Source organism: Acinetobacter pittii ATCC 19004 = CIP 70.29, assembly GCF_000369045.1.
Taxonomy (GTDB): domain Bacteria; phylum Pseudomonadota; class Gammaproteobacteria; order Pseudomonadales; family Moraxellaceae; genus Acinetobacter; species Acinetobacter pittii.
Map to the genome: position 1 here is coordinate 1,257,094 of NZ_KB849786.1, position 22,649 is coordinate 1,279,742.

Here is a 22,649-nt window from a genome sequence, read left to right on the forward strand (position 1 = left end):
AAGCTAAATAATAAGTTAATATAGAGTGGTAATGTTGGCATATATCTTGCTTTTTACCAAACGTTGCAATTTGTGCAACATTTAAATTAAAAATTAACGTATATATAAAGAGAGGAAATCATCATGAATGATTGTAATGAAAATATTAACCAATCAACCGAAAGCTTAATTAAATCAAGTAAAGTTCCCACAAGAAATGACTTTAAAGCAGCATTAAAAAAGAACTCAACTCAGACTCATGGAGCATTAGGTAATAGACAAGGTTGTGTCATAATAATTAAACCTATTTGAATATTAGAATAGAAAAAGATAATAGGAGCCCGTAAGGGTTCCTATTTCTCCTGAAATAATAAAATATTGGAGAAAAATTTTGGATAAAAATACTATACTTAAAATATGCCCATCATTTCAAGTTAGGTTTATTGGATCTGAGAAGTATTTATACAGAGCAAAAGACCGTTTGGCTTGGGAACCTGATATTATTAAAAATGAAATGTTTTGGGAGGTATGGGAATTTTTCTTGAAACCAAGAAGTGTTTTAGAAGCATTAGAGAGTATTAATCATGAAAATGATTATGTTATTAATGCAATAAAAGGATTGATAGATTGTGGAATACTAGAAGTAAATAATATAAAAGATGGATATGGGTATAATAAGTTTATTCTTTCAAAAAAACTAATTAATAATATGGAAAGTGTTTTCTTTCATATTAGTACCTCACGAATGAATTGGGTAAATTACTCTAAAAGTAAAGAAATTCAAGAGTTAGATCATAATGAAATGGATATCAAGGTAAGAGAAGAGCAACCGCCATCTAATTTTAAAAAGTATAGGAATTCGATACCAAAATATGATTTGGCTGAATTAATACCTTTAAAATTTTTTAAGAGTAAAATAAATAATAGTATTTTCTCAAAAGAAATTGAGGGGTTAAATAATAAAATATCATTAGATTTAATTAATCTTTTATTAAATTACTCCATAGCCAAAGTTGGTACAGTAGAGATGTATGCTACAGGAAAGCATATACTTAAACCTGTTCCTTCTGGAGGTGCTAGGCATACAACAGAGGCATATATAATTGTTAATGATGGAGTAGATGGTATAGATTTTGGAGCATATCATTTTAATGTAAATAATCATAGATTAGATAAAATAAATATTAGCTCATTTGATGTTAATAAACTAATAATAGCAAGTAATGTACTAGTGAGAGGAAAAGGAAAAAAACCGAAGGTGATAATTTTACATAGCTGTATATTTGAACGAAGTATGTTTCGATATAGAGAAGCAAGAAGTTACCGAGTAATGCATTTTGATTTGGGACATATTCATGCAAACGAAATAATAGTAGGTAGTATTTTGGGTTTAGATTGCACAGAAAGTTACTCTGTACCAGAAAATTTAATTGAATCAATCTTGTCTCTAAATCCATTAAAAGAATCAGTTATGTCATCTTTTATTATATATTGAGATTATATATGAACTATATTGTAGATATTCAACCAGCAATTCAATTAAAAAATAATAATGGCTCTTTAGTAATTTATGATTTAATTTCAAAGGAATCCTATGAGGTAGAAAATATAGAGATATTGCCTATATTTGCTACAATAACGGAATCTGTGCCATGTCCTATAAATGAGTTAAAAGAAATAATTCTTTCACAATATAATATATCAAAGGTAGAGGTGGATGATATATTATCAACATTTATTAGTTATGGTTTACTTGCTGAAGCTAGTACAATTGTACATAAAAAAGCTGGTGTGCAGGAGTGGGTTGATAATGGATGGATTGATGCTTTGGTTTTGCATCTTTCTTCAAGAAATTTAAATTATTCAGATGATCCAGCATATTTTAATGGTTTGGAAAATGAAAGTTTTGAACCAATAGAAAATAGTAAAATTAAAGAGATAGATGAGAAAAATGCAAGTAATTACTATTATTTGAATAGTGATTTAGATGATATTTCAGGAGAAGATATTCTTCACGGTATTATTGGTAGGAGATCATTCCAGCCATTTTATAAAAAAGAATTTAACCAAAACGATATAGATTCAATTTTATGGTTTTCAAATCAATATGCAAGAAAAAGAGGAACGAAAATATTTGAATCTAGTGATAGAGACTCGGTATATGATAGTGCTTTTTCAGCACTTCATACATATATAGTAATTTATAAAGATTTGTTAATTTTAGATCAAGTCTTATCTGCGGGTTGTTACTATTATGATTTAAATAAGCATGCACTTATACTAATAAGAGAAGGAAATTATAAAAAAGAGGTGGCCAAATTAGCAATTGGTCAAAAAAGAGCAGCAGGCGGTTTAGCTACTATTATAATAGCAGCAGATTTAGAAAAATATAGTACGGTATATAAACACGAGCGAAGTTACAGAAATTTATTAATAAATACAGCTCAACTTTGCCAGTTCTATTTAGTGCAAGCAACAATAAAAGGTTTTAATACATTTATAACACCCGCAATACTTGATGAAGAGATGGCAGATTTTTTAGATCTTTCTGATAATATTCCTTTATATATTGCAGCTATTGGGTGAATTATGACTAGAATAACTGATTTTATTAGATTTGCTTTCTTTTCTCAGAAAATTACAGAAAGTGAGTATTGTATATTTGAAGATGAAAGATATTTTTTACCAAGTACTATTGATAAAGTTGAAAAAATTATTGAAGAATCAACTTTAGAAAATATTAATAAAAATCTTTTTAATCGATATTCTTCAAGGCAATTAAAAAATAAAACGCCGACGATAAATGATGCAAAGAAGATATTAAATGCATCTTATGGTTTTTTAACGAAATCTAATAGAACTATTCCATCTGCGGGTGGTTATTATCCTTTAAAGCTTTTTTTATGTAAAATTGAAAATGGAAATATAATTAATATTTATGAATATTGTCCACAAAAATCCGATATTTTGTTTTTATACTCCTTGAATCAGCCTTTAAAAGAAACTATGGATGTTCATCATGTAGATTTTAAGAGTGTTTCATGGATGATTTTATGGAGCTGTAGATTAACAGCAATTGCTTCCCGCTATGGTTCAAAATCATATAGATTTGTTTGTATAGAAGTAGGACATAGTGCTCAAATGGCTATATTAGAATGTTTGTCACTTGGTTTTGAAAGTATAACAATAGGAGGGCTAAACGAATTATTTATAAGAGAAAGTATTTTGAAAAGTGGAAGGCGGAATTTACCCCAATATGCTATGTTATTTTAAAATGGTAATTTATTATGAAAAAAATAAATTTAGTTTCTTATAACCTTACAAAACTTACAATAGATAATGAGATATATAGTATTTTTGATGGTGTTGCAAATTTTGGAGGCAAGATTAATCTGAATTGTTGCTCTATTGATCTTGATACTGATTTAGCATACGAAAAGCTCTTGTCTGAAGCTGTTGAAAGAGTCGTTTTTTACAACTTACGAGATTTAAATATTTTTTCAACTACTACTGGTTTTTCTGCGCATTCAAATAAAATAAATTCTATTGAAAATAGTTGTTATGAGTTAAAAGAAAGATTTTATAATTATAAAATAAGAAATGATCCTAGATATCAACCTGTAATTATTATAAATAATATAAACTCAAAAACTTTTATTTATCAATTTGAGAAAGAATTATTTCATGCGATTACTCAGTTTGAATATAGGGGAGTTTCTGGTTGGGGGGCTTCAGTATCTCCTATTATTGATTTAGCTTATAAAAAATCAAGATTAGAAGCTATTATGATGAGTAATTCATATGAGGTATGTAATAGGCGTGGAAATGCAATTTCTTGTTTAGCTTCTACTTATAATATATTAGATGAAAATTATGAAATAATCGATCATGGTAGATGGACTATTATGGGAAGAGAAAGATATGTAACGCAGGCAATTATAAAGGAGTAATATATGAGAAGTACAAGAAGTTTTATTTTTTTATGTGCTAAACTATGGATGGTAGATTACAAATTAAATAGACGTGTTCAAATTCCTAATGGATACTCAAATTTTGTTAAAGATCTAAGAAATTTTTTTTTAGAATTTGATTTGAATACTAATTATATTCAATGGCATAAAAAAATTAGATATATAGATTATACTAATGAAGATTTTGTTAGAAAAGCTGATATGAATAATAATTTAATTTCACATAAAAATAATAAACAACCACGTTTAACTTTGGATTTTGATGATAATGTTTATATTAAATTAGAAGATATTAATTCTTTTGATAATGTTAATTCAAATTTAGATGTTATTTCTTTATTATTATATTTTTCTTGTAAGTCCAAACAAATTGTTAAATTTCACTTTGATGATGTGATGATTAAACCTAGTCCATCTATTGCAGCTAGACATGGCGTTGAAATATTTGTTGTTTATAATAATAATTATTATTATTACAATTGTGTTGAACATACTTTAATACTTTATAAAGAAAATATATCTGAGGAATATTTTTTTGATAATATTATTGCTTTTAATATTTATATTAGACCTTCCGTATATATGTGGCGATATAAGTCTTCCTCTTATTTAACGGATATTTATTTTGATATTGGTCATATATTGGCTAATATAAGTTTAGTTAATTCTTTAAATAATGGTTTTACTGTAGCTTTTGAAACTTGTAATAAATATATTCCTGTTTTTGAAAAAGAAATTTATTATGCTTTAACTCTATTGATTAGGAGGTAGTTTAAATATTAATTTTATTTAATATTTTTTTTGATTAGCCTGTTTTGAATCTTAAATGAATTTATATTGATAGGCTCTTGGTTTGTAGATATTATTGTTATTTGTTGACTTATATTTATTTGCCTATTGATTAAATAAATAAGAGGTTGAGAATAGAAATAAGTTTGTTTTTATTTGGTATGTATATAGAAGATTACTTTTATTTACCGAATTTTTAAAAGTTTTATTTTAAATGATTTTTGGAGGTAGATTATGATATTATATGATTTGATAGATTCAGAAAAAAAGCCATCTTTAACAAGCCAAATTAATAGCCTTTTACAGGCTGCATTTATTAAAGCAGGATTACCGACGGAGACGGCATTTTCAACTAAATCAATGATGACTGATATAGCAGATTTCCAATGTAATGGTGTCCTTCAAGTTGCAAAAAGCCTTAGAAAAAATCCATTTGACTTAGCTACAACTGTAGTCAATCATTTATTAATTTCTCCGGAATTTTCTAATGTTTCAGTTTCAGGTCCGGGATTTATTAATTTAAAATTATCTGATGAGATGTTAAATAGAAGTGCATCTAAACAATTAGAAGACCCGAATCTCAATGTATCCCTTGTTAACAATAAACGTTGTATTCTTATTGATTTTGGTGGTCCCAACGTTGCAAAACCTTTACATGTAGGACATTTACGCTCTCTCATAATTGGAGAGAGTGTACGACGTATTTTTGCCATTCAAGGATACAACATAATTTCGGATTTACATTTAGGAGACTGGGGGCTGCAAATGGGGATGCTAATCTCTGAAATTGAAATTAGATACCCCAATCTACGATGTTTTGATGAGCTAAATCCGTCTTTGTCAATTGACTCTTTGAAATGTATAGAGGAGTTGGATAGTTTATATCCTGAAGCATCTAAAGCTTGTCAAAATGATCCAGAACGGATGCAATTTGCTCGAAAAGTTACTGCTGCCTTACAAGCAGGTCATGTTGGTTATAGACTTCTATGGGAAAAATTGCGTTCGATATCGCTGAGTAAGCAGCTTAAAGATATGGAATTGCTTAATGCACATTTTGATTTATTTCTTGGAGAAAGTGATGTGCAGCCCCTTATTCCTGAAATGATCCAATCCTTACGAAGCAAAGGCATAGCCAAAGAGAGTCAAGGTGCTCTCATTATTGATGTTTCTGAGGAAACAGATAAAAAACCTATGCCACCGTTAATACTAGAAAAGTCGGATGGTTCTGCACTCTATGCGACTACTGATCTAGCTACAGTGTTAGATCGTTATATTAAATTCCAACCTGAAAGTATTTTATATGTAGTAGATCAAAGACAATCCTTACATTTTGAACAAGTTTTTCGCGCGGTTCGTGTTGCTGATTATGCTAAATCTACTAAATTAATTCATATTGGTTTTGGTACTGTAAATGGTGTTGATGGTAAACCTTATAAAACTCGAGATGGGGGAGTAGCACGTTTATCAGACCTGCTTGAAGAAGCGATACAGAAAGCGAAAAGTCGTATAGCCCTTAGATCTGAAACAACAGGTGAGGAAAGTGAATTACTAGCGCGTAAAGTTGGTCTGGCGGCGATAAAATTTGCAGATTTAGATAGTCACCGGCAATCAGGCTATATTTTTGATGCAGAGAGGCTTGTCTCTTTCGAAGGGCGAACTGGACCATATGTACAATATGCATGTGTACGTATAAGTTCTATTCTAAAAAAAGCTGAGGAATATGGTTGGAGTAAGGGAGATATTAATATTATTGAACCTGCTGAGCGTGAATTAGTAATAGAATGTGCGCGTTTTCCAGATTATATTCTTTCTGTCTCTTCCACTTATGCGCCAAATGAAATTACTAATTATGTGTTTAACTTAGCACAAGTTTTCCATCGATTTTATAAAGAATGTTCAGTTATGAATGCTAATAATGACGAAATACGTTCATCGCGAATTTCACTGTGTATGTTAGCACATGCTGTTTTATCGCGTGGCTTATGGCTACTAGGGATAGAGGTTCCAACTCGTATGTAAAATACTCAAGTAACAAAAAATGTAAAGAAATTGTGTGATTACCTATCGATTTTAATATATGACGATTGAGTATAGAAAATGGTTGTTTTGAGAACTTTTTGATCAGGTTTTTAGTTTAAAACTACCCGCTAAGACCCAATGCCAACATGGTTTTTAAAACTTATTGATGGCTTGATGTTCAATGCTTTAACCCCGAATAGTTTAGATGAAAGGGGGAGTGGTGAGGCGGGCTATTCTTAATCTTTTATTGAAACCTTGACCCTCTAAAAGATAAGTACTAGATATGCTTTATAATGGTCGAAGTGTAAGTAAATTGCACTAATAGCCTAAAAAAAAGCTCCCAAAGAAATGGACTTTTTTATTACACATTGCTTAAAAAATATACAGAAACCTTGCTAAAACGAGTTGGAACGCTACAAACGCGAATGATACTTTAAGTTTCACTCTTCCCAATAAGTGAGGTGAGCTATGAAATTGTTAGCTTTGATTAGTATGGGAGTTGCAGCGAGTTATTGGTATAAAACTATAAAAGATAGCAAGCCAACTCTTCTGAAACCTAATTTTGATGAAATAGTAAAAAACTTTGTATTAGCAGAATTTAAAGCCTAATGCATTTAATAATCTTAATTAACTAAAAAGCTCATCGGAAGATGGGCTTTTTTATTGTAGTGGTGTTTATTGAGACTAGAGCTTTTGATTTATAATTTAAATCCAAATAATTTTTACATCCAAGAAAAAATGAAATTATCTTCAATTATCTTTATCTTATTTTGTTTAAATTCTGGTTACTTACATGCTGAAAAGCTAGGAAGAGAGAGAATGATAATTTTTCTAGGATTGATAGAAAATTCCCGAACTGCTGAACAAAACTTACAAAACTATTTAAGCGGGATTCATTCGGTGGGGCAAGTTAGCTTTAAACATCAAATGAGAATAACTGATCTTTTATGCGATGTTGGAAAAGCACAAAAACCAATGATTGAATTTATGGAGTTAAATAGAGAAAGGTTTGGCTTAAAAGATCAGGATGTTATGACTGTTTTTCCACTTGATCGACAAAAATTACAAGAGGAATTAGAAGAATTAAAAGGTACTCCTTATGAATGTGGTAAGCAGAGTTATAAACATCTGTTGTGATAGCTTTAATAAATTTAATTGTTTTATGTTCTAAAGTTATATAGACGCCTTAAGTGACTTCTCATTTTTTAACTTATGATATATTGGCTTTAAATAAATAATTAGTATTTAGAAATATGAAAAAATATGTTTTTTGGGGGCTTGTGATGAGCCTGCTTTCAGCTTGCTCAAATAATGTATTAAATGCTGAAGCTCCTAAACAAGCTCAAGAACAGCAACAAAAGATAGAATCTAAGCCTCTAGTACCTAGCAAAAGTAAAGAATGGGATGCGTCTTTTGATTGTGATCCAGTTAAAGCTAAGAATCTCATAGGTAAAACTGATTTAACAGAAAAGCAGATCCTATCGATGACTAATGCAAGAGTCTATCGAAGTGCTTACATTGGGGAGCCAGTTACAGAAGAATTTCGCCCCGACAGAGTCACTATAGTAATCAACCCAGAAACTAAAAGAATAGTTGCTAGTATGTGTGGTTAACTTAGAAAATAAACAAAAAATAACGGATTATAATTTTTTGTTTTAGAAACTGTAATTTTCAAGCTTTTCCTTAAAAATATTATATTTACTTATAAAATATTAAGGGAAATCTTTAGGGGATTTGTTTTTCGCCTCAATTTTAGTTGGTTTTTATATAAACAATATATCGCTATATTTAAGTCTTATTTTTGACCAGAAGGTAAAAATGAAAAAAATATTAGCGTTAACAATTTTAATTTCATCATCTTGTACATTTGCTGCATCAAATGAAGGAATTGAGCAGGGCATCCGTAGTTATTCTTTATTGCATGGGGTTAACACAGCAGAAGCAAATAAAGCATTATTTTTAGAAGCTAACCGAGACTCTGCCTTAGATGCTATTGAAGAAGAATTTAAAGGACGTATCGCTGGTATTTATATTGAAAACTTGCCTACATATAAAATTGTGGTCAGAGTCAAAGGTTATGGCCAGAATGAAAAGAGAAATATAGTAGTAGGAAACGCAATTTCTAAAGGTGATCTGCCTATTGATATTCAATACGGGGCTAAAGAAAGTAGAGAAGAGGCTATAAGTCAGATAAATAAAGCACTAAAGCTTGTAAAAAATTATTTTTATACCATTCAAACAGTTAGCTACAATGAAAAAATGGGAATATAGTTGTTGAAGTTAAAGGAAAAAGCACTGTTAAAAATTTAAAGAAGGTTGATGAAATACAATCTTTTTGGAGTAATCCAAATCTACCAATAGAAATTAAATTTGTTAATTGGTCTATTAAGCCATTATAGTTTGTATAATTAATTCTTCTAAGTAACGTTAAAATAACATGTTTATAGAATTTAAAGATTTGAAGAAAAAACGAAACATAGCTTTATTAATTGTAATTTTTCTTATTTTTAGTGGTGGGTATTTAGTTGTTAACAATAAGGGAAATATTCAAAGAGTTGAATCAGCGATATATACCGATAAAACTATAAGTGAGAAATTTGGAGAAATTAAAAGTTATAGTATTCGTAGTTTTGGATCGGACCATTATTCTAGTCCTAAGCGACCAGCTTACTCTTATAAGGTTGATATAACTGGTGAGAAAGCTGATGGGATAGTTGAAATTGATATGAGAAAAGATCAAGAACAGCTTAAATATCTATATACGATTAAAATTACGGATGTAAGTCCGCATAGTTTTCGTATACGAATAGGAAAACATTGATACATCTTAGTCTTTAAGATTTGTTATAAATCAAAAATTAATTCTGCCAATACGGTGTGTCTCCATAGATTTCTGAAAAATAATCTATCACTGCTCTAATATTGAGTGGCGGATGGCGGACATTTGGATAAATGGCTGCAATATGCTGGGGCTGTGATTTAATCGCGACTTCATATTCAGGTAAAAGCTTGATTAAGTCGCCTTGTTTTAAAGCCTCGCCAATCAACCAGTCCGGAAATAAAACAATCCCCATACCATGAAGCGCAGCTGTCATTAAACTCTCGGCATTGTTTGAAGAAAGTAAGGGGGTAATTGGATAATGTATCCATTCTTCATTGGGCTTTCTCACTAACCAACGGTTAGGACCTTCAAAACCTTTATAGACTAAGCATTTGTGTTGATTAAGTTCTGTTGGCTGATCAAGAACACCATATTCGGCAACATACTGAGGAGAGGCGGCCAAATGATACTTTTGTGTACCAAAAATACGTGCATGAAATGATGAGTCGGTCAGCGTTCCAATGCGAAATATTAAATCGGTGCTTTCGCGTAACGGATCTATAAATTCATCGGTTTGTATTAGTTCTATTAAGAGTCTTGGATAACGTTCTGATAAACCTGCCAACCACGGCGCAATATGCCGTTGACCAAAAAACACAGGGGCATTAATTCGGACGAGTCCGGATGGCTCTATAGTTTTATCTTGTAATGCCTTTTGTGCTTCATCAAATTGTTCGGTAATTCTTTTTGCATATTCAAAAAATAATTTGCCCGATTCGGTCGGTGTGATTGCTCGCGTATTACGGTAGAAAAGTTGCTGTCCCAATGCATCTTCAAGCTGTTGGATGGTTCGAGAAATCATAGATGCAGACACATCTTCTTTACGCGCTACATTCGAGAAGTTTTGTGCGTTATAAACACTAATAAAGAAGCGAAGCGTGCGGATATCAATCGAATTTGTTAAATCCATTTGTGCAATTTCTGCAAAAGTGATTCATGAATTATGCTGTTTTTCTGATGAATTGGCTACTTTAGTATTCGTTGCCTAGATACAGAAGAGGCAATGTAGATGCAAATTCTATTACTACTCCTAACGATTTTAGGGGGAATGGGGCTATCGGTCGAAGCAGGGCTTTTAGGGCCGTTAGGAAAGGAGGTGGGTGAGTTGTGGGCCACGTTTAGTATTTTTGGCGTGGGTGCAGCACTTACCTTTTTACTCATGCTGTTTTTTAGTCCACGTAATAGTCCTTCATTTTTTACGCTTCCTTCTTGGCAATTACTCGGTGGTGTTCTTGGCCCTGCTTACGTCATTATTTTGACCATTACCACTCCAATTATCGGTATTGCCATGACGATGATAGGCATTTTAGCGGGGCAGGTGTCTAAAAGTCTGATCATCGACCACTATGGTTTGTTGGGGACTCCACACCGAAAGGTAGACCGTAAACGAATTTTGGCACTCATCTTTATTGTTGTTGCACTTGTACTTGTCGCAAAAGCATAGGAGACGCGCATGACAATTTTAATGATTCTTCTCGCCGTCATTGGTGGTGCTTTACTGAGTGTGCAAGCTGCAATTAATGGTCAACTTGGAGCTAAGGTTGGTGTATTTCGTAGTGCTTTTTTGACTTTCTCGGTCGGTGCTCTAATTACTGCACTGCTTATTTTTTATTTTGAACCTAAACAAACTTTAACCTTGTTAGATGTTCCTAAATGGCAGTTGTTGGGTGCTATGTGTGGAGTGCCTTATATTGTCATTATGGTACTGGCTGTACAAAGAATTGGAGCTGCGGTTGCTACGGTGGCTGTAATTTTTGGGCAACTTTTGATGAGTATCTTGATTGATAACTTTGGCTGGTTTGGTAATGAAATGCTCCCTTTTTCACCGTATCGATTAGGTGCATTAATTTGCTTAGGGATTGCTTTATATTTTATCTATTCAAGTAGTAAAGACAAAAAGATAGAAGCGTAATACAAGCTTAAGATTGAAAATTAATATAGGTCTCATTGTTAGTGGTAAAGCCTACTAATAATGAGGCCATGCTTCATATTTTAAGTACTTTGATAAATGAAAGAAGTTGCTGTCGAGAGATAGAATTAAAATATAAGAAATATGGTAAAGTTAAAAACCTAATTCAATACATTAAAATTGATATCAAGCTATTGTAGGAAAAACATGGTTAAAATTAAACCTCACCCAGCAACAAGCGGAAATGCATCGGCTGATCGCCTTTTAACTTTGTTAACTGCTTTTAGAATAGGTGATAAATCTTTAACCCTAGCAGAACTCGCAGAACGAACAGAATTAAATAAAGCAACCATCATGCGCTTAATCGTTTCGCTAGAAGATTTTGGTTTTGTTAACCGTCTTTCGGATGGCAGATATACGCTTGCCAGCGAAGTTATGCGTTTAAATACAATTTATCAAGATGCTTTAGATCTAGAAAGACATGTGGTGCCGTGTTTACAGCAACTTGTTGATGAAACTGGTGAAACTGCTTCGTTTTACGTTAAACATGGGGCATATCGTCTTTGCCAATATAGAGTGAACTCTACCCATCGACTGCGTGTTCATATTCAGCCGGGCGAAGTTCGACCAATGGATGGAGCAGCAGGCGCTCAAGCATTGCGATCAACACACGAACAAGTTTTAGCAAGAACTGAACCTTTTTATTCAACGGGTGTAACGGAGCCACATGCTGCTTCAATGGCATTGCCTGTATTTGACGCTCAAAATGATGTAGTTGGAGCATTAGTCGTTTCGGGGCCATCAAGTCGTTTTACTGCGGAAATTGCAAAATCTGTGGGGGATTTTTTCTTCAAAATTGCAGATGATTTAACGAAAAGTTTAGGTGGTAAGAGTATTCGTAATTAATTCTAATATTGTAGATATAAAAAAGGGGCTAAATCGTTAGCCCCTTTTTTATGTATATTGTTTATGAAGTACTTTGTGGTTGGCTAAACAAAACAGCTTTTTTTCTAGACATAACGAAAACCATAATAGCCGACACAAGGTTTAGTGCTGCAAGTGGAAGTAAGGCAATAGCGTGGCTTCCTGTTGCATCATGAATTGCGCCATAGATATTTACCATCAACCCGCCACCAATCAGATTGGCAAATGCACCAATGGCTGCTAGACCTGCCGCCGTTGTAGTCGGTGACATCCATGAGGATGCTAAAGCCCAGAAAGGACCTTTCATAGAATAAGCACCAATTAATACGACACTGAGTAAAAAGATTGTGCCAATAAGTGAAGACGTGAACAAAGCAATTAATAAACCAAATGAGATCATCAATAGTGTGATTGCTGTATGCCAACGGCGTTCATTTTTACGATCTGAGCTACGACCCCAAAAAATCATTGCAATAGAAGCTAGGCCATAAGGAATCGCATTCACTAAACCGATTTCTAAATTACTCAAACCAAATGATTTAATTAATTGTGGTGCCCAAACACTCATTGTACTGCCAGCAGCAGAAGCACCAGAATAAATAATGATCATAAACCAAATATATTTATTCTTTAAAAGTTGCCATAGTGAAATATGGCCAATTGGGGTTTTTTGTTGACGTTCAAACTGTAATCTTTCAACTAACCAAGCTTTTTGTTCGCTATTAAGCCATTTTGCTTGTTCTGGTCGATCTGTGAGTGCAAATAGGCAGGCAATACCTAATAAAATGGCAGGGATACCTTCTAAAATAAATAGCCAATGCCACCCACGCATGCCCATCCAGCCATCTAGCGATAATAAAAGTCCCGATAGTGGTGAACCGATAAAGTTTGCACCCGGAATCGCCACCATAAATATTGCGACCATTCTGGCTCTATAGTTTGCAGGCAACCAATAGGTTAAATATAAAATGACACCCGGGAAAAACCCTGCTTCGGCAGCACCGAGTAAGAATCGCATAATATATAACGATGTAGAGCTTTCAACGAAAGCTGTTGCGGCTGTAATCACTCCCCACGTCACCATAATTCGAGCAATCCAAACTTTTGCTCCAAATTTTTGCATGGCGAGGTTGCTGGGTACTTCAAATAGAAAATATGCAAAGAAAAATAAGCTACTGGCAAAACCAAAAGCAGTAGCTGTTAGGCCAAGATCTTCATTCATTTGTAATGAAGCCATACCAATATTGCCACGATCAATAATAGCGATGACATAACAAAGTGTTAAAAATGGCAGTAATCGCCACGCCACCTTGCGCATCGTTTCGCGTTCAATCGCACTCGGTTGAGAGTATTCTGTAGACATAAAAAAATCCTTTTTTATATTCAGTATTTTAATTGTTCTCGCATCTAAAAGCTTAGAAACAATTGAGTTCCATGATTAGCTATTGAGTAACTTCCAGTTAGCGATAGCTCGTGGGTTTAGTAATTGGCCATCCCAAATACTCACAATCTGTTCAAGTGCTAAAAGACCGACGCGATTACGTGAATCTGTTGTGTTTGCTCCTATGTGAGGAGTCACAACCAAGTTAGGTAATTCCCATAGTGGATTATCTTTTTCTGGTGGTTCTGAAGAAAAGGTATCTAAACCTGCACCAGCAATTTTATTATTTTTTAGTGCATCAACTAATGCAGCTTGATCAATTAATTCACCACGTGCTGTATTGATTAAGATGCTTGAGCGTTTCATCTTTTCAAATTGGGCATGAGAAAATAAGTGTCTATTCTCAGCTGTGAGTGGGCAATGTAGGCTAATAATGTCACTGGTTTCTAAAAGTTTTTCAAAGTCGTGTTCCTGTTCTACATAATCGAGCTCTGGCAAATTTTGTAAAAACGGATCATATACTTTTACTTTCATGTTTAAGGGAGCCACTAACTTCATGAGTATGCTACCGATTGCCCCTAAACCAATTAAGCCCAACGTTTTGCCATAAAGCTCCACACCATTTGCACTTGCTTTGTCCCAATGACCTTCTCGAATACGTTGGTCTAACCATGTGACTTGTCGCGCAACATTAAACATGAGTGCAAAAGCGTGTTCGGCAACAGATTGTGCATTTGCACCTACTGCAATAGTGACAGGAATTTTTCGTTCAGCAGCAGCTTGAGTGTCGATTGTGTCAAACCCAACACCATGTTTTGCAATCACTTTTAAATTATCAGAAGCAAAAATCATATCTCTAGAAAGTTTGCCTGTTCGAACAAGGATTGCATCAGGTTGTTCATCATGGATGAGTTTTTCCATTTCATCTTTTGCCATGTAGGGTTCAGTTGGAATCAACTGAATATCATGGGACTGAGCATACAGTAACGCATCTGAAGTTAATGTTGGCCCCGTGATAAGAACTTTACGTTTCATTTTGACTTGCACTCCATTTAAGTATTTTGAGCAAAATACGTCCTTAATAATCCATATTATTAAAACGACATTTCAAAAAAATAGTCAATAGTAAAAACTGAATTTAAAAATTGAATAAATTTTAGTTTAAATTTAATTAAAAATGAAATGACATTTCAAAAAAATGCTGTCATATTAATTTGCACAAGAAAACTGATCTAAGGGAAAAGTTATGGCAATTGGTTTTAGAGTGCTAAAAAACGACAGAAAAGTTGAGCAAAAATGGATTGAGCAATATCGAGATCTACCAGTCGCTAATGTCAGTGACTCAATGAATCGAATGACTTCAGGTGGGGCTCAATTAAGACCAATGCATAAAAAGGGATATCTTTGTGGGCCGGCCATTACAGTTAAGGCTCGTCCGGGTGACAACTTGATGTTGCACTATGCTATTGATATCGCCCAGCCGGGAGACGTCATTGTGGTTGATGCTGGTGGCGATCTAACCAATGCATTAATTGGAGAGATGATGGTTGCGTATGCGATTAAGAAAGGTATAGCCGGCATCGTTATTAATGGCGCGATTCGTGATTCAGTTGTAATTGGAGAGGGAGATTTTCCACTTTTTGCAGCAGGAGTATCACATCGAGGACCTTATAAAGACGGACCGGGGGAAATTAATGTCCCTATCGCAATCAATGGAATGGTAATTGAACCTGGAGACTTAATTTTAGGTGATGAAGATGGGCTTTTAAGCGTGCCGTATGCGGAAGTAGAAGAGGTTTATCTGAAAGCAAGCGCCAAACATGCCGCTGAACAAAAGCAATTAGAGCAAATCGCCGTAGGTGAAAATGACCGTAGCTGGGTGATCAACAGCTTAAAACAAAAAGGATGTGAATTACCGGAATAAGGTTATTCAAAACCATTCAAACACAAAGGGAACTAGCGAAGTCAATGATTGAGCTTCGTTAGCCTATCTAAAGTTAATTCAATAATCATTATTTTACTGATTGAAAAATAGGAAATTTCAATTCGGTCTATGTGATTTCGTCTAAAGGAAAAGGACATGAAATATAAAGGGATAATTTCTTTATCATTATTAATGAGTATGACTTTGCAGCAAGCCAAAGCTGAAAGCGAAGATAACTCAGCGCTAAATGAAAAAATAATTAAATTACAACAGCAAATAGATTATCTGATGGAGCAGCAAAATCTAAATAAAAATAAAGGATTGAATAAAGCACCTGAATTGAGTCAAAACAAAACATCAAACACTGATAAGCCTGTTTCGACTGATCAGACTAAAATTAAATTTTATGGAAATATACGTGTTGATGCTGCATATGATTTTGAAGGTTCAACGCGTTCAATTGCGAATAAAACAGGGTCAATACCATTATACAATTCAAACTCAACAAGTAAATCATTAAATGTTTCTGCTGCGACGTCACGTGTAGGGGTGGATATCGTTAAGCCCACCTCGAAAGGAGACTTGGTTGGAAAGCTAGAAGCCGATTTCATGGGAAGCGGCGGAGATAATGGTAATGGTTCGGTTCGGGTTAGACACGCTTATATTTCACTAGGAAATTGGTTAATTGGTCAGACGACTTCACCTTTTGTGAATAGTGATACAGCTCCAAGTTTGGTTGATTTTACAGGTGCGATGGGCACAGGAACTCAGCGTAATATCCAAATCCGTTATCAGCACATCGTTGATGCCAAACAAAAATTATTATTCGCTTTGGAAGGCGGTGATGTTGAAAATAAAAATGTAGAAGGTGGAAGCCGTTTTCCTGCATTAACCATGCGATATGAATTTAAAAATCCAGATTTTTTGGTTCAATTGCATGGCATGCTTCATGAAAATCGAGCAGTTTCTGACACGAATGAAGAGCAAACTAAACTTGCTTGGGGTGCTGGATTAGGTACAAAGTATAAGCTTTCTGAAAATGACTCAGTTGTGTTTAATTACTATCACATCGCTGGCGATAACCGTTACATGCTTTATTCAAAAGATAATGATGCTTTCTACTTTGATAAAAATCGGATGTATTTAAGTGAATTTGATTCTATTGAGTTAGGGTATCTGCGCAAATGGAATGAAAATTTACGTTCTTCTTTGTCCGCTGGTAGCCTTATCTATAAAGATTCAAATTTTTCAGAAAATAACCCTGATCAAAATAAAAGGCTAATCAATGCGAGCGTCAATTTATTTTGGACGCCTGTTGAGAAAGTCGATCTTGGTGTTGAATACACCTATGGGAAGAGAGAAACATTTTCAGATTTAGAAGGGAAACTATCTCGAATCAACTTATTAGGTCGATACAATTTTTAATGTAATTACAGCCACTTTAATATCAGAAGTGGCTTTCTTTTATTTGAGAAGGGCTAATATTGTGGAACAAATTAATTATGCGAATGCAAGATCACAATTTTCAAAGGTCATGGAAAGAGTGCTGTTAGGTTACGCCGTAAAAATTACACGAAAAGAGAAAGATGCTGTGGTTCTAATTAGTGAAAAAGCATACCTTGAATATAAAAATGCAATGTTTGAGCTCAATAAATTAAAAAACAAAGATTTTTAACCCGCAACAATCCGCTTCTCAAGCATCTCCATAAAAGTTTTTAATAGTTCAGCTTTACATTCAAATTAATTAAATAAAAGCTAGAGAATTTTGGATTGTTTGCAAAATATTTATTAAAATAATTGATTTTTAATATAATTTATATTGTAGAAAAGGTTAATAATGTTGTAGAAATTCTTCTATCTAAGATTATCTAGATACTAACAAGATCTTTACCAATTCTAATAGATATGGCTTAAATAGAGAAAGTTTTCTTAACTCTGATAAATTTCATTTTATATAAATATAAAGAAAAATTGAATAATATGTTTTTTTGTGTAAAATAAAGTTCTTATACGTACAATTCTGTATATGAGATGTTAACTAAGAACTTTATAACTTCTTCTATTATTCTTTTTGCGGGTTTCCACCAATATGTCTATGCCATCGAAGACGTTTCTTTGCCCAGTCAGGTGCTTCAAGATCAACGTTTAAAAGAGCTTAACCAGCAATTACAAGACCAAATTGCTCAGCAAACTCCTTACCAAAACACCAAGCCCTTACAGGATTTTAAGCATCTGGTTGTTGAAGAAAGCCCATGCGTTGCGGTTAAAAAAATTAGTCTTATTCCTTTAACTGGTCATTCGGAATCTGACTTACAGCAATTTAACTTTGTGATTAAGGCCATAAAAAAACACCCACAGAATATTTTGGGTAAATGTATTGGTACCCAAAGTTTACATAACATTGTGAACTATGCCCAAAACGAACTTTTAAAAAAGGGTTTTATTACCAGTCAAATTGTCGTGAGTCCGCAAGACTTAAATCAGGGGAATTTAAACCTGAGTGTGCAAATTGGTCGCCTGAATAAAATCATAATTCAGGAAGGTAAAATTTCTTCATTACAGCTTAAGACAGGCTTGCTCTTTAAAGCGGGCGACATTGTGAATCTAAAAAAACTAGATCAGGGGCTAGAAAACCTAAAACGTGTCTACGCAGTAGATATGCAAATTACTCCCGCAACTGCTCAAGATAAAGAATTAACGGGCTATAGCGATTTAATACTCAAACTTCAACCCCTACAAAAAGTTAATTTCAATTTAAGTGTAGATGACTCTGGTAATCAGGACACTGGTACCTATATGGGAAATATCGGGATAGGTGTCAATAATCCATTTCATTTAAATGATATTTTATCGTTAAATGTGAGTCACTCATTAGATGATTTTCATGAAGACTTAAACCGAAGTTACTTTATTAGTTATCAGTTGCCTGTTGGTTATTATGATTTAGGTCTTAGCTATAATGACTATCAATATAAGCAAACAGTCTTAGGGGGGAATGGTCCACTGCTTTACCATGGCAACAGTCAGCAAGCCAACCTAAATTTATCTCGTGTGATTAGCCGTAGTGGACAACATAAAACCAGTGTCTATGGAAAGCTTTATCATAAGGAAAGCCAAAGTTTTATTGATGATATTGAAATTAATGTCTTACACCGAAGAACCTCAGGCTGGAATTTAGGGTTTCAGCACCGTCAATATTTAGGAAATGCAGTATTAGACGGCAGCATCGATTACCGTCGTGGGATGGGAGTAGGTGCCCGAACTGCACCAGAAGAAAACATTACCGATGTTTACGGAAACCATCTTCCTGTTGAAGGTTACTCCCGTGCACCACTTTTAAGTGCAGATCTGCGTTATATCACCCCATTTCTTTTGCTCGAAAAACCTGCCCAATATCGCCTTAACTGGCGTGGACAATATGCACCGAAAATTTTAGTACCGAATGACCGCTTTTATATTGGTGGTCGCTATAGCGTGCGTGGTTTTGATGGTGAGCTCATGCTTTCCGGAGATAACGGCCAGTATCTACAGCAAGAAATCAGCTTGAATGCACCAATTCCAAATACCCAGTTTTACATGGCGGTCGATCAGGGCTGGGTTAATGGGCGTAATAGCATACCGGGTCAGCGTTATTTACTCGGAAGTGTTTTAGGGCTACGTACCTATCAAAATAGTTTTTATCTGGATGCCTTTACAGGTCGAGGGCTAATTGCACCTGACAGCATAAAAAAAGACTGGATTACCGGTTTTAGTATCAACCTTTCTTATTAATTTACTTTAGAAAAGACTTTATTCATGAACAAGAATAGTTATCGCATTATTTATAGCAAAGCACGTCAAATGTTTGTGGCGGTGGCTGAAAATGTACGAAGCCAAACCAAGACATCAGGCCAAAGTGAAGCAAGTACCCAGAACAATATTGATAACACTGAATCTCAGGCATTTCATCAACTCTGGCAAGTGAAAGCATTAGTTGCCAGTATTAGCCTGTGGATGCCTTTAGCACCTGTCTATGCGGGTATTGTAGCGGACAGTGCTGCAAATGCTGCGAATAGAGCAGTCATCGGAGCTGGTAAGAACTCAGCTGGTACAGTCGTTCCTGTCGTTAATATTCAAACTCCCAAAAATGGGATATCCCATAATATTTATAAACAGTTTGATGTACTAGCTGAAGGTGCCGTCCTAAATAACAGTCGCCAAGGGGCTACGACAAAAACAGTAGGAAACGTTGCAGCCAATCCATTTTTAGCCACAGGCGAAGCGCGAGTTATTTTAAATGAAGTAAATTCATCAGCCGCTTCACGCTTTGAGGGTAACTTGGAAGTTGCAGGGCAAATGGCTGATGTGATTATTGCCAACCCATCCGGTATTAACATTAAAGGTGGTGGTTTTATTAATGCCAACAAGGCAATTTTTACCACAGGTAAACCTCAGTTAAATGCTGATGGTAGTATCAAACAGTTTACGGTTGACCAAGGGAAAATTACGGTCTCAGCGAACCCCAATTCTAAATTTGGTTTGGGTGGAAATAATAACGATGCAAATTATGTGGATCTCTATGCGCGTGCATTAGAGCTTAGTGCTGAACTACGTGCCAAAAATGATATTCAGGTGATTGCCGGGGCAAATAATGTCAGTGCAGATTTACAGGATGTTACTGCTAAAACAGGTACTGGAACCGCACCGACATTGGCGGTAGATGTTAAAGCGCTGGGTGGGATGTATGCCAACAACATCTATTTGATGGGAACTGAAAAAGGTTTGGGCGTGACTAACGCCGGGACTATTCAAGCAGTAAACAATCTGGTGATTACCAGTGCCGGAAAAATTGAACACAGTGGCACAATCAGTTCAACCAGTAAAACCCAAGGTTTAGTGAACATACAAACAACGGGTACTGATGCAGCTGCCGACATCAACTCATCAGGCAGTATTAACAGTAATAGCATGTTAAATATCGATTCAGGTAATAACCTGAATGTAAATGCTAAAGAAATTATTATTAATGTCGGTAGCCTGGCTTCATCACCTTTAATCGTTAATGCCAAAGGTAATATCAATCTGGCTGCTGATACCCGCATTATGGATGATTCACAAGGAGGGGATGTCTATATTGATGCAGCAAATATCAATCTTGCAGCGGGATCGGAACTCAAAAGTAACCGTGGTACAGCAACCATACAAGTACAAAAAGACTTGGTCGCAGCCAAAGGCGCAAAACTGATTGCTGCCAAAGATTTAAATATTTTAAGTAACGGTAAGTTATCACTTACAGAGAACCATATACAGGCATCATTAGGTTCAATCAACCTACAAGCAAATTCGGCTAATACCCAAAACCTGATTGATCTTCAAGGTGGGACGATCTATGCGGGTAAAGATCTAAACCTGTATAGTTCAGGAGATCTAAACCTAAAGAATCTTGGATTTTCACTTGAAAATGCTGCCACCAGAGTTAAAAACATTAAAGCCTATAGTGGACGTGATCTGGTCTGGAATAATGCTGACAAGGCACTTCCGCTTATTACAGGTCTGGTTCAGCTGGATGCAGCCAATAATTTAACCGTTACGGCAAAAGAAATTTCTAACAAAGATAGTATTCAACTCCATGCCAATCAAATAGCACTCAATAGTGCACTGACCTCACAAAAAAATATTGATGTGAGTTCTGAAATTGCTGACCTTGTTTTAAGTCAGGCACTCAAGGCTCAAGGTGATATTAATCTAACCGCACTTGCTGGTGGAGTTACTGCAAATAGCTTAAAGGCCACATCTTCGGCTGGAAAGATTTCTATACTCGCGAATAAAAATATAAATTTAAACTCGACCCAGACAACCAAGGCGATACCTTCAGCTGATAAAGATGAATTAACAACTGATCAGACGGTTATTAGTGGTTTAAAAGGCGTAACACTTGGCTCAATTGGTGATGGCACCGTTAACTTACAATCAGTACAAGTTAATGCGAATCAGGGTGATATATTAGTTTCGAGTAATAATGGAATAAATTTAAAAGCTAATAATGATGTAGTTGTTACTGCAAATAAGGGCCAAGTTAAAACGGTAAATAATGTTCTAAAGGGACAAACCGTTTCGATAGAAAATAGCAAATCCGATATTAAAATCCAAAATACAGACCTAAGCTCGACGGTTGGTAAACTTGCGATCAATAGTAGAGCAGGCATGAGTACAATTATCGATAGCGTATTAACGTCAAAAGGTAATACTGAACTCTATGCAAAAGATTTACTGACTTTACAGGGTGTGAATGCTACATCAGACCAGCATCTGGCGGTAAGCTCTGGCCGTACGGTTTATAGCAATGCTGAGTATACGCCAGCGACCAAATGGATTGCGGATAAAGTCACTAACTTAACATCTAAGGGTGTTACCTCTGTAACGGCTACAGGAAACCAAGTATTACAAAATACAAATTTAACAGGTGGAGCTGTTCTATTAGAGGCGGGCGGTTTTATTTTAGGTCAGACTGGATTGAACTTAAATGCGGTCGGAAGTGACTTACTCAAGAATGATACAAAGTTAAATAGTTTAAATGGTGACCTAACAATTCAAACCAATTCTAACTTAACGATTGATCCAAAAGTTTATAGTCTAAAGGCGGTAGGTGATATTGAACTTGTTTCTAAAACTGGCACTTTAACTTTAAAAGGCTATGGGGGAACAACAGGGAATGGATCAGAACAAGTTGTTAAGTTGGATACAGCAAATGGTGGTATTAATTTAGAGGGTGCTAAAGTTGATATTCAAGGTTCACAGTTAACTGCACAAAAAGATATTAAGATCGTTTCAAGTAAAGATGATGTGCTCATTGATGGAATAAAAAATTCTCTAAAAAATTTGCAATCTAAGAA

The 22,649-nt window shown here is 34.6% G+C and carries 23 protein-coding genes; 20 read left to right on the forward strand and 3 right to left on the reverse strand.

From position 1 onward, the window contains the following. Positions 1-123: 123 nt before the first annotated feature. The 12 genes from F928_RS22455 (at position 124) to F928_RS10160 (ending at position 9,579) form a co-directional block, all read left to right on the forward strand. Positions 124-291 (forward strand): hypothetical protein, encoded by a 168-nt coding sequence (locus F928_RS22455; protein ID WP_002113558.1) that lies wholly within the window; start codon positions 124-126, stop codon positions 289-291. Positions 292-370: 79 nt separating this feature from the next. Beyond that, positions 371-1,474, forward strand: coding sequence for a SagB/ThcOx family dehydrogenase (locus F928_RS10115; RefSeq protein WP_000360277.1), 1,104 nt, complete (start codon positions 371-373; stop codon positions 1,472-1,474). Between the two features lie 8 nt (positions 1,475-1,482). Next, positions 1,483-2,565 carry a SagB/ThcOx family dehydrogenase gene (locus tag F928_RS10120; RefSeq protein WP_001106817.1) on the forward strand — a complete coding sequence of 361 codons (1,083 nt, stop codon included), beginning with the start codon at positions 1,483-1,485 and terminating at the stop codon, positions 2,563-2,565. A 3-nt stretch (positions 2,566-2,568) separates the two neighbouring features. Further along, positions 2,569-3,252, forward strand: a complete 684-nt coding sequence (locus F928_RS10125; protein ID WP_000196954.1) for a nitroreductase family protein — start codon at positions 2,569-2,571, stop codon at positions 3,250-3,252. Between the two features lie 14 nt (positions 3,253-3,266). Beyond that, complete coding sequence (locus tag F928_RS10130) at positions 3,267-3,929, forward strand: hypothetical protein (RefSeq protein WP_000723569.1); 663 nt, start codon at positions 3,267-3,269, stop codon at positions 3,927-3,929. 3 nt (positions 3,930-3,932) lie between these two features. After that, positions 3,933-4,721, forward strand: coding sequence for a nitroreductase family protein (locus tag F928_RS10135; protein ID WP_005074242.1), 789 nt, complete (start codon positions 3,933-3,935; stop codon positions 4,719-4,721). 252 nt (positions 4,722-4,973) lie between these two features. Beyond that, positions 4,974-6,758, forward strand: coding sequence for an arginine--tRNA ligase (argS, locus tag F928_RS10140; RefSeq protein ID WP_000604968.1), 1,785 nt, complete (start codon positions 4,974-4,976; stop codon positions 6,756-6,758). Positions 6,759-7,226: 468 nt separating this feature from the next. Further along, the gene (locus F928_RS10145; protein WP_000770264.1) at positions 7,227-7,367 is read left to right on the forward strand and encodes a hypothetical protein; all 141 of its coding nucleotides are present in this window, start codon (positions 7,227-7,229) and stop codon (positions 7,365-7,367) included. Positions 7,368-7,436: 69 nt separating this feature from the next. Continuing rightward, entirely contained in the window at positions 7,437-7,895 is a 459-nt protein-coding gene (locus F928_RS0103750; protein ID WP_225517708.1) for a hypothetical protein, read from the forward strand. A gap of 116 nt (positions 7,896-8,011) precedes the next feature. Beyond that, complete coding sequence (locus F928_RS10150; protein ID WP_002113654.1) at positions 8,012-8,371, forward strand: hypothetical protein; 360 nt, start codon at positions 8,012-8,014, stop codon at positions 8,369-8,371. 205 nt (positions 8,372-8,576) lie between these two features. Continuing rightward, positions 8,577-9,029, forward strand: coding sequence for a hypothetical protein (locus F928_RS10155; protein ID WP_002113854.1), 453 nt, complete (start codon positions 8,577-8,579; stop codon positions 9,027-9,029). 166 nt (positions 9,030-9,195) lie between these two features. Beyond that, a complete protein-coding gene (locus tag F928_RS10160) occupies positions 9,196-9,579 on the forward strand; it encodes a hypothetical protein (protein ID WP_005074246.1) in 384 nt (127 codons plus the stop codon). 37 nt (positions 9,580-9,616) lie between these two features. Here the strand turns inward: F928_RS10160 and F928_RS10165 are convergent, their stop codons facing one another. Next, the gene (locus tag F928_RS10165; RefSeq protein ID WP_005074248.1) at positions 9,617-10,549 is read right to left on the reverse strand and encodes a LysR family transcriptional regulator; all 933 of its coding nucleotides are present in this window, start codon (positions 10,547-10,549) and stop codon (positions 9,617-9,619) included. Positions 10,550-10,648: 99 nt separating this feature from the next. Between F928_RS10165 and F928_RS10170 the strand changes: the two genes are divergently transcribed. The 3 genes from F928_RS10170 to kipR all read left to right on the forward strand — a co-directional run bounded on the left by F928_RS10170 (position 10,649) and on the right by kipR (position 12,454). Beyond that, positions 10,649-11,083 carry a DMT family transporter gene (locus F928_RS10170; RefSeq protein ID WP_002113861.1) on the forward strand — a complete coding sequence of 145 codons (435 nt, stop codon included), beginning with the start codon at positions 10,649-10,651 and terminating at the stop codon, positions 11,081-11,083. A 9-nt stretch (positions 11,084-11,092) separates the two neighbouring features. Further along, entirely contained in the window at positions 11,093-11,551 is a 459-nt protein-coding gene (locus F928_RS10175; RefSeq protein WP_002113572.1) for a DMT family transporter, read from the forward strand. A gap of 204 nt (positions 11,552-11,755) precedes the next feature. Further along, positions 11,756-12,454 (forward strand): IclR family transcriptional regulator, encoded by a 699-nt coding sequence (kipR, locus tag F928_RS10180; protein WP_002113797.1) that lies wholly within the window; start codon positions 11,756-11,758, stop codon positions 12,452-12,454. Between the two features lie 61 nt (positions 12,455-12,515). On the opposite strand, the gene hpaX is transcribed toward kipR, so the two are convergent. After that, entirely contained in the window at positions 12,516-13,835 is a 1,320-nt protein-coding gene (hpaX, locus tag F928_RS10185; protein WP_005074254.1) for an MFS transporter, read from the reverse strand. A 75-nt stretch (positions 13,836-13,910) separates the two neighbouring features. Beyond that, positions 13,911-14,900: a hydroxyacid dehydrogenase gene (pgdH, locus tag F928_RS10190; protein WP_080632651.1), complete on the reverse strand. Its 990-nt coding sequence runs from the start codon at positions 14,898-14,900 to the stop codon at positions 13,911-13,913. Positions 14,901-15,099: 199 nt separating this feature from the next. Here pgdH and F928_RS10195 point away from each other — a divergent pair, with 199 nt between their 5' ends. From F928_RS10195 to F928_RS10215, 5 genes are all read left to right on the forward strand, one after another. Beyond that, positions 15,100-15,777: an RraA family protein gene (locus F928_RS10195; RefSeq protein WP_005074259.1), complete on the forward strand. Its 678-nt coding sequence runs from the start codon at positions 15,100-15,102 to the stop codon at positions 15,775-15,777. A gap of 156 nt (positions 15,778-15,933) precedes the next feature. Continuing rightward, positions 15,934-17,202 carry a DcaP family trimeric outer membrane transporter gene (locus F928_RS10200; RefSeq protein ID WP_005074264.1) on the forward strand — a complete coding sequence of 423 codons (1,269 nt, stop codon included), beginning with the start codon at positions 15,934-15,936 and terminating at the stop codon, positions 17,200-17,202. Between the two features lie 61 nt (positions 17,203-17,263). Further along, positions 17,264-17,452, forward strand: coding sequence for a type II toxin-antitoxin system Phd/YefM family antitoxin (locus F928_RS10205; protein ID WP_000435195.1), 189 nt, complete (start codon positions 17,264-17,266; stop codon positions 17,450-17,452). Positions 17,453-17,808: 356 nt separating this feature from the next. Then, positions 17,809-19,548: a ShlB/FhaC/HecB family hemolysin secretion/activation protein gene (gene shlB / locus F928_RS10210; RefSeq protein ID WP_005074266.1), complete on the forward strand. Its 1,740-nt coding sequence runs from the start codon at positions 17,809-17,811 to the stop codon at positions 19,546-19,548. 24 nt (positions 19,549-19,572) lie between these two features. Continuing rightward, positions 19,573-22,649: two-partner secretion domain-containing protein (locus tag F928_RS10215; protein ID WP_005074268.1), on the forward strand; the 3,077-nt coding region annotated here is incomplete at its 3' end.

Excerpts from the sequence above, each read along its gene's own strand:
- F928_RS10125 (WP_000196954.1), top strand. The coding sequence starts at position 2,569 with ATGACTAGAATAACTGATTTTATTAGATTTGCTTTCTTTTCTCAGAAA.
- kipR (WP_002113797.1), top strand. The coding sequence starts at position 11,756 with ATGGTTAAAATTAAACCTCACCCAGCAACAAGCGGAAATGCATCGGCT.
- F928_RS10150 (WP_002113654.1), top strand. The coding sequence starts at position 8,012 with ATGAAAAAATATGTTTTTTGGGGGCTTGTGATGAGCCTGCTTTCAGCT.
- shlB (WP_005074266.1), top strand. The coding sequence starts at position 17,809 with ATGTTAACTAAGAACTTTATAACTTCTTCTATTATTCTTTTTGCGGGT.
- F928_RS10145 (WP_000770264.1), top strand. The coding sequence starts at position 7,227 with ATGAAATTGTTAGCTTTGATTAGTATGGGAGTTGCAGCGAGTTATTGG.
- F928_RS10165 (WP_005074248.1), bottom strand. The coding sequence starts at position 10,549 with ATGGATTTAACAAATTCGATTGATATCCGCACGCTTCGCTTCTTTATT.
- hpaX (WP_005074254.1), bottom strand. The coding sequence starts at position 13,835 with ATGTCTACAGAATACTCTCAACCGAGTGCGATTGAACGCGAAACGATG.
- F928_RS10130 (WP_000723569.1), top strand. The coding sequence starts at position 3,267 with ATGAAAAAAATAAATTTAGTTTCTTATAACCTTACAAAACTTACAATA.
- F928_RS10200 (WP_005074264.1), top strand. The coding sequence starts at position 15,934 with ATGAAATATAAAGGGATAATTTCTTTATCATTATTAATGAGTATGACT.
- F928_RS10120 (WP_001106817.1), top strand. The coding sequence starts at position 1,483 with ATGAACTATATTGTAGATATTCAACCAGCAATTCAATTAAAAAATAAT.
- F928_RS10175 (WP_002113572.1), top strand. The coding sequence starts at position 11,093 with ATGACAATTTTAATGATTCTTCTCGCCGTCATTGGTGGTGCTTTACTG.
- F928_RS10170 (WP_002113861.1), top strand. The coding sequence starts at position 10,649 with ATGCAAATTCTATTACTACTCCTAACGATTTTAGGGGGAATGGGGCTA.
- F928_RS22455 (WP_002113558.1), top strand. The coding sequence starts at position 124 with ATGAATGATTGTAATGAAAATATTAACCAATCAACCGAAAGCTTAATT.
- argS (WP_000604968.1), top strand. The coding sequence starts at position 4,974 with ATGATATTATATGATTTGATAGATTCAGAAAAAAAGCCATCTTTAACA.
- F928_RS10135 (WP_005074242.1), top strand. The coding sequence starts at position 3,933 with ATGAGAAGTACAAGAAGTTTTATTTTTTTATGTGCTAAACTATGGATG.
- F928_RS10160 (WP_005074246.1), top strand. The coding sequence starts at position 9,196 with ATGTTTATAGAATTTAAAGATTTGAAGAAAAAACGAAACATAGCTTTA.
- F928_RS10195 (WP_005074259.1), top strand. The coding sequence starts at position 15,100 with ATGGCAATTGGTTTTAGAGTGCTAAAAAACGACAGAAAAGTTGAGCAA.
- F928_RS10155 (WP_002113854.1), top strand. The coding sequence starts at position 8,577 with ATGAAAAAAATATTAGCGTTAACAATTTTAATTTCATCATCTTGTACA.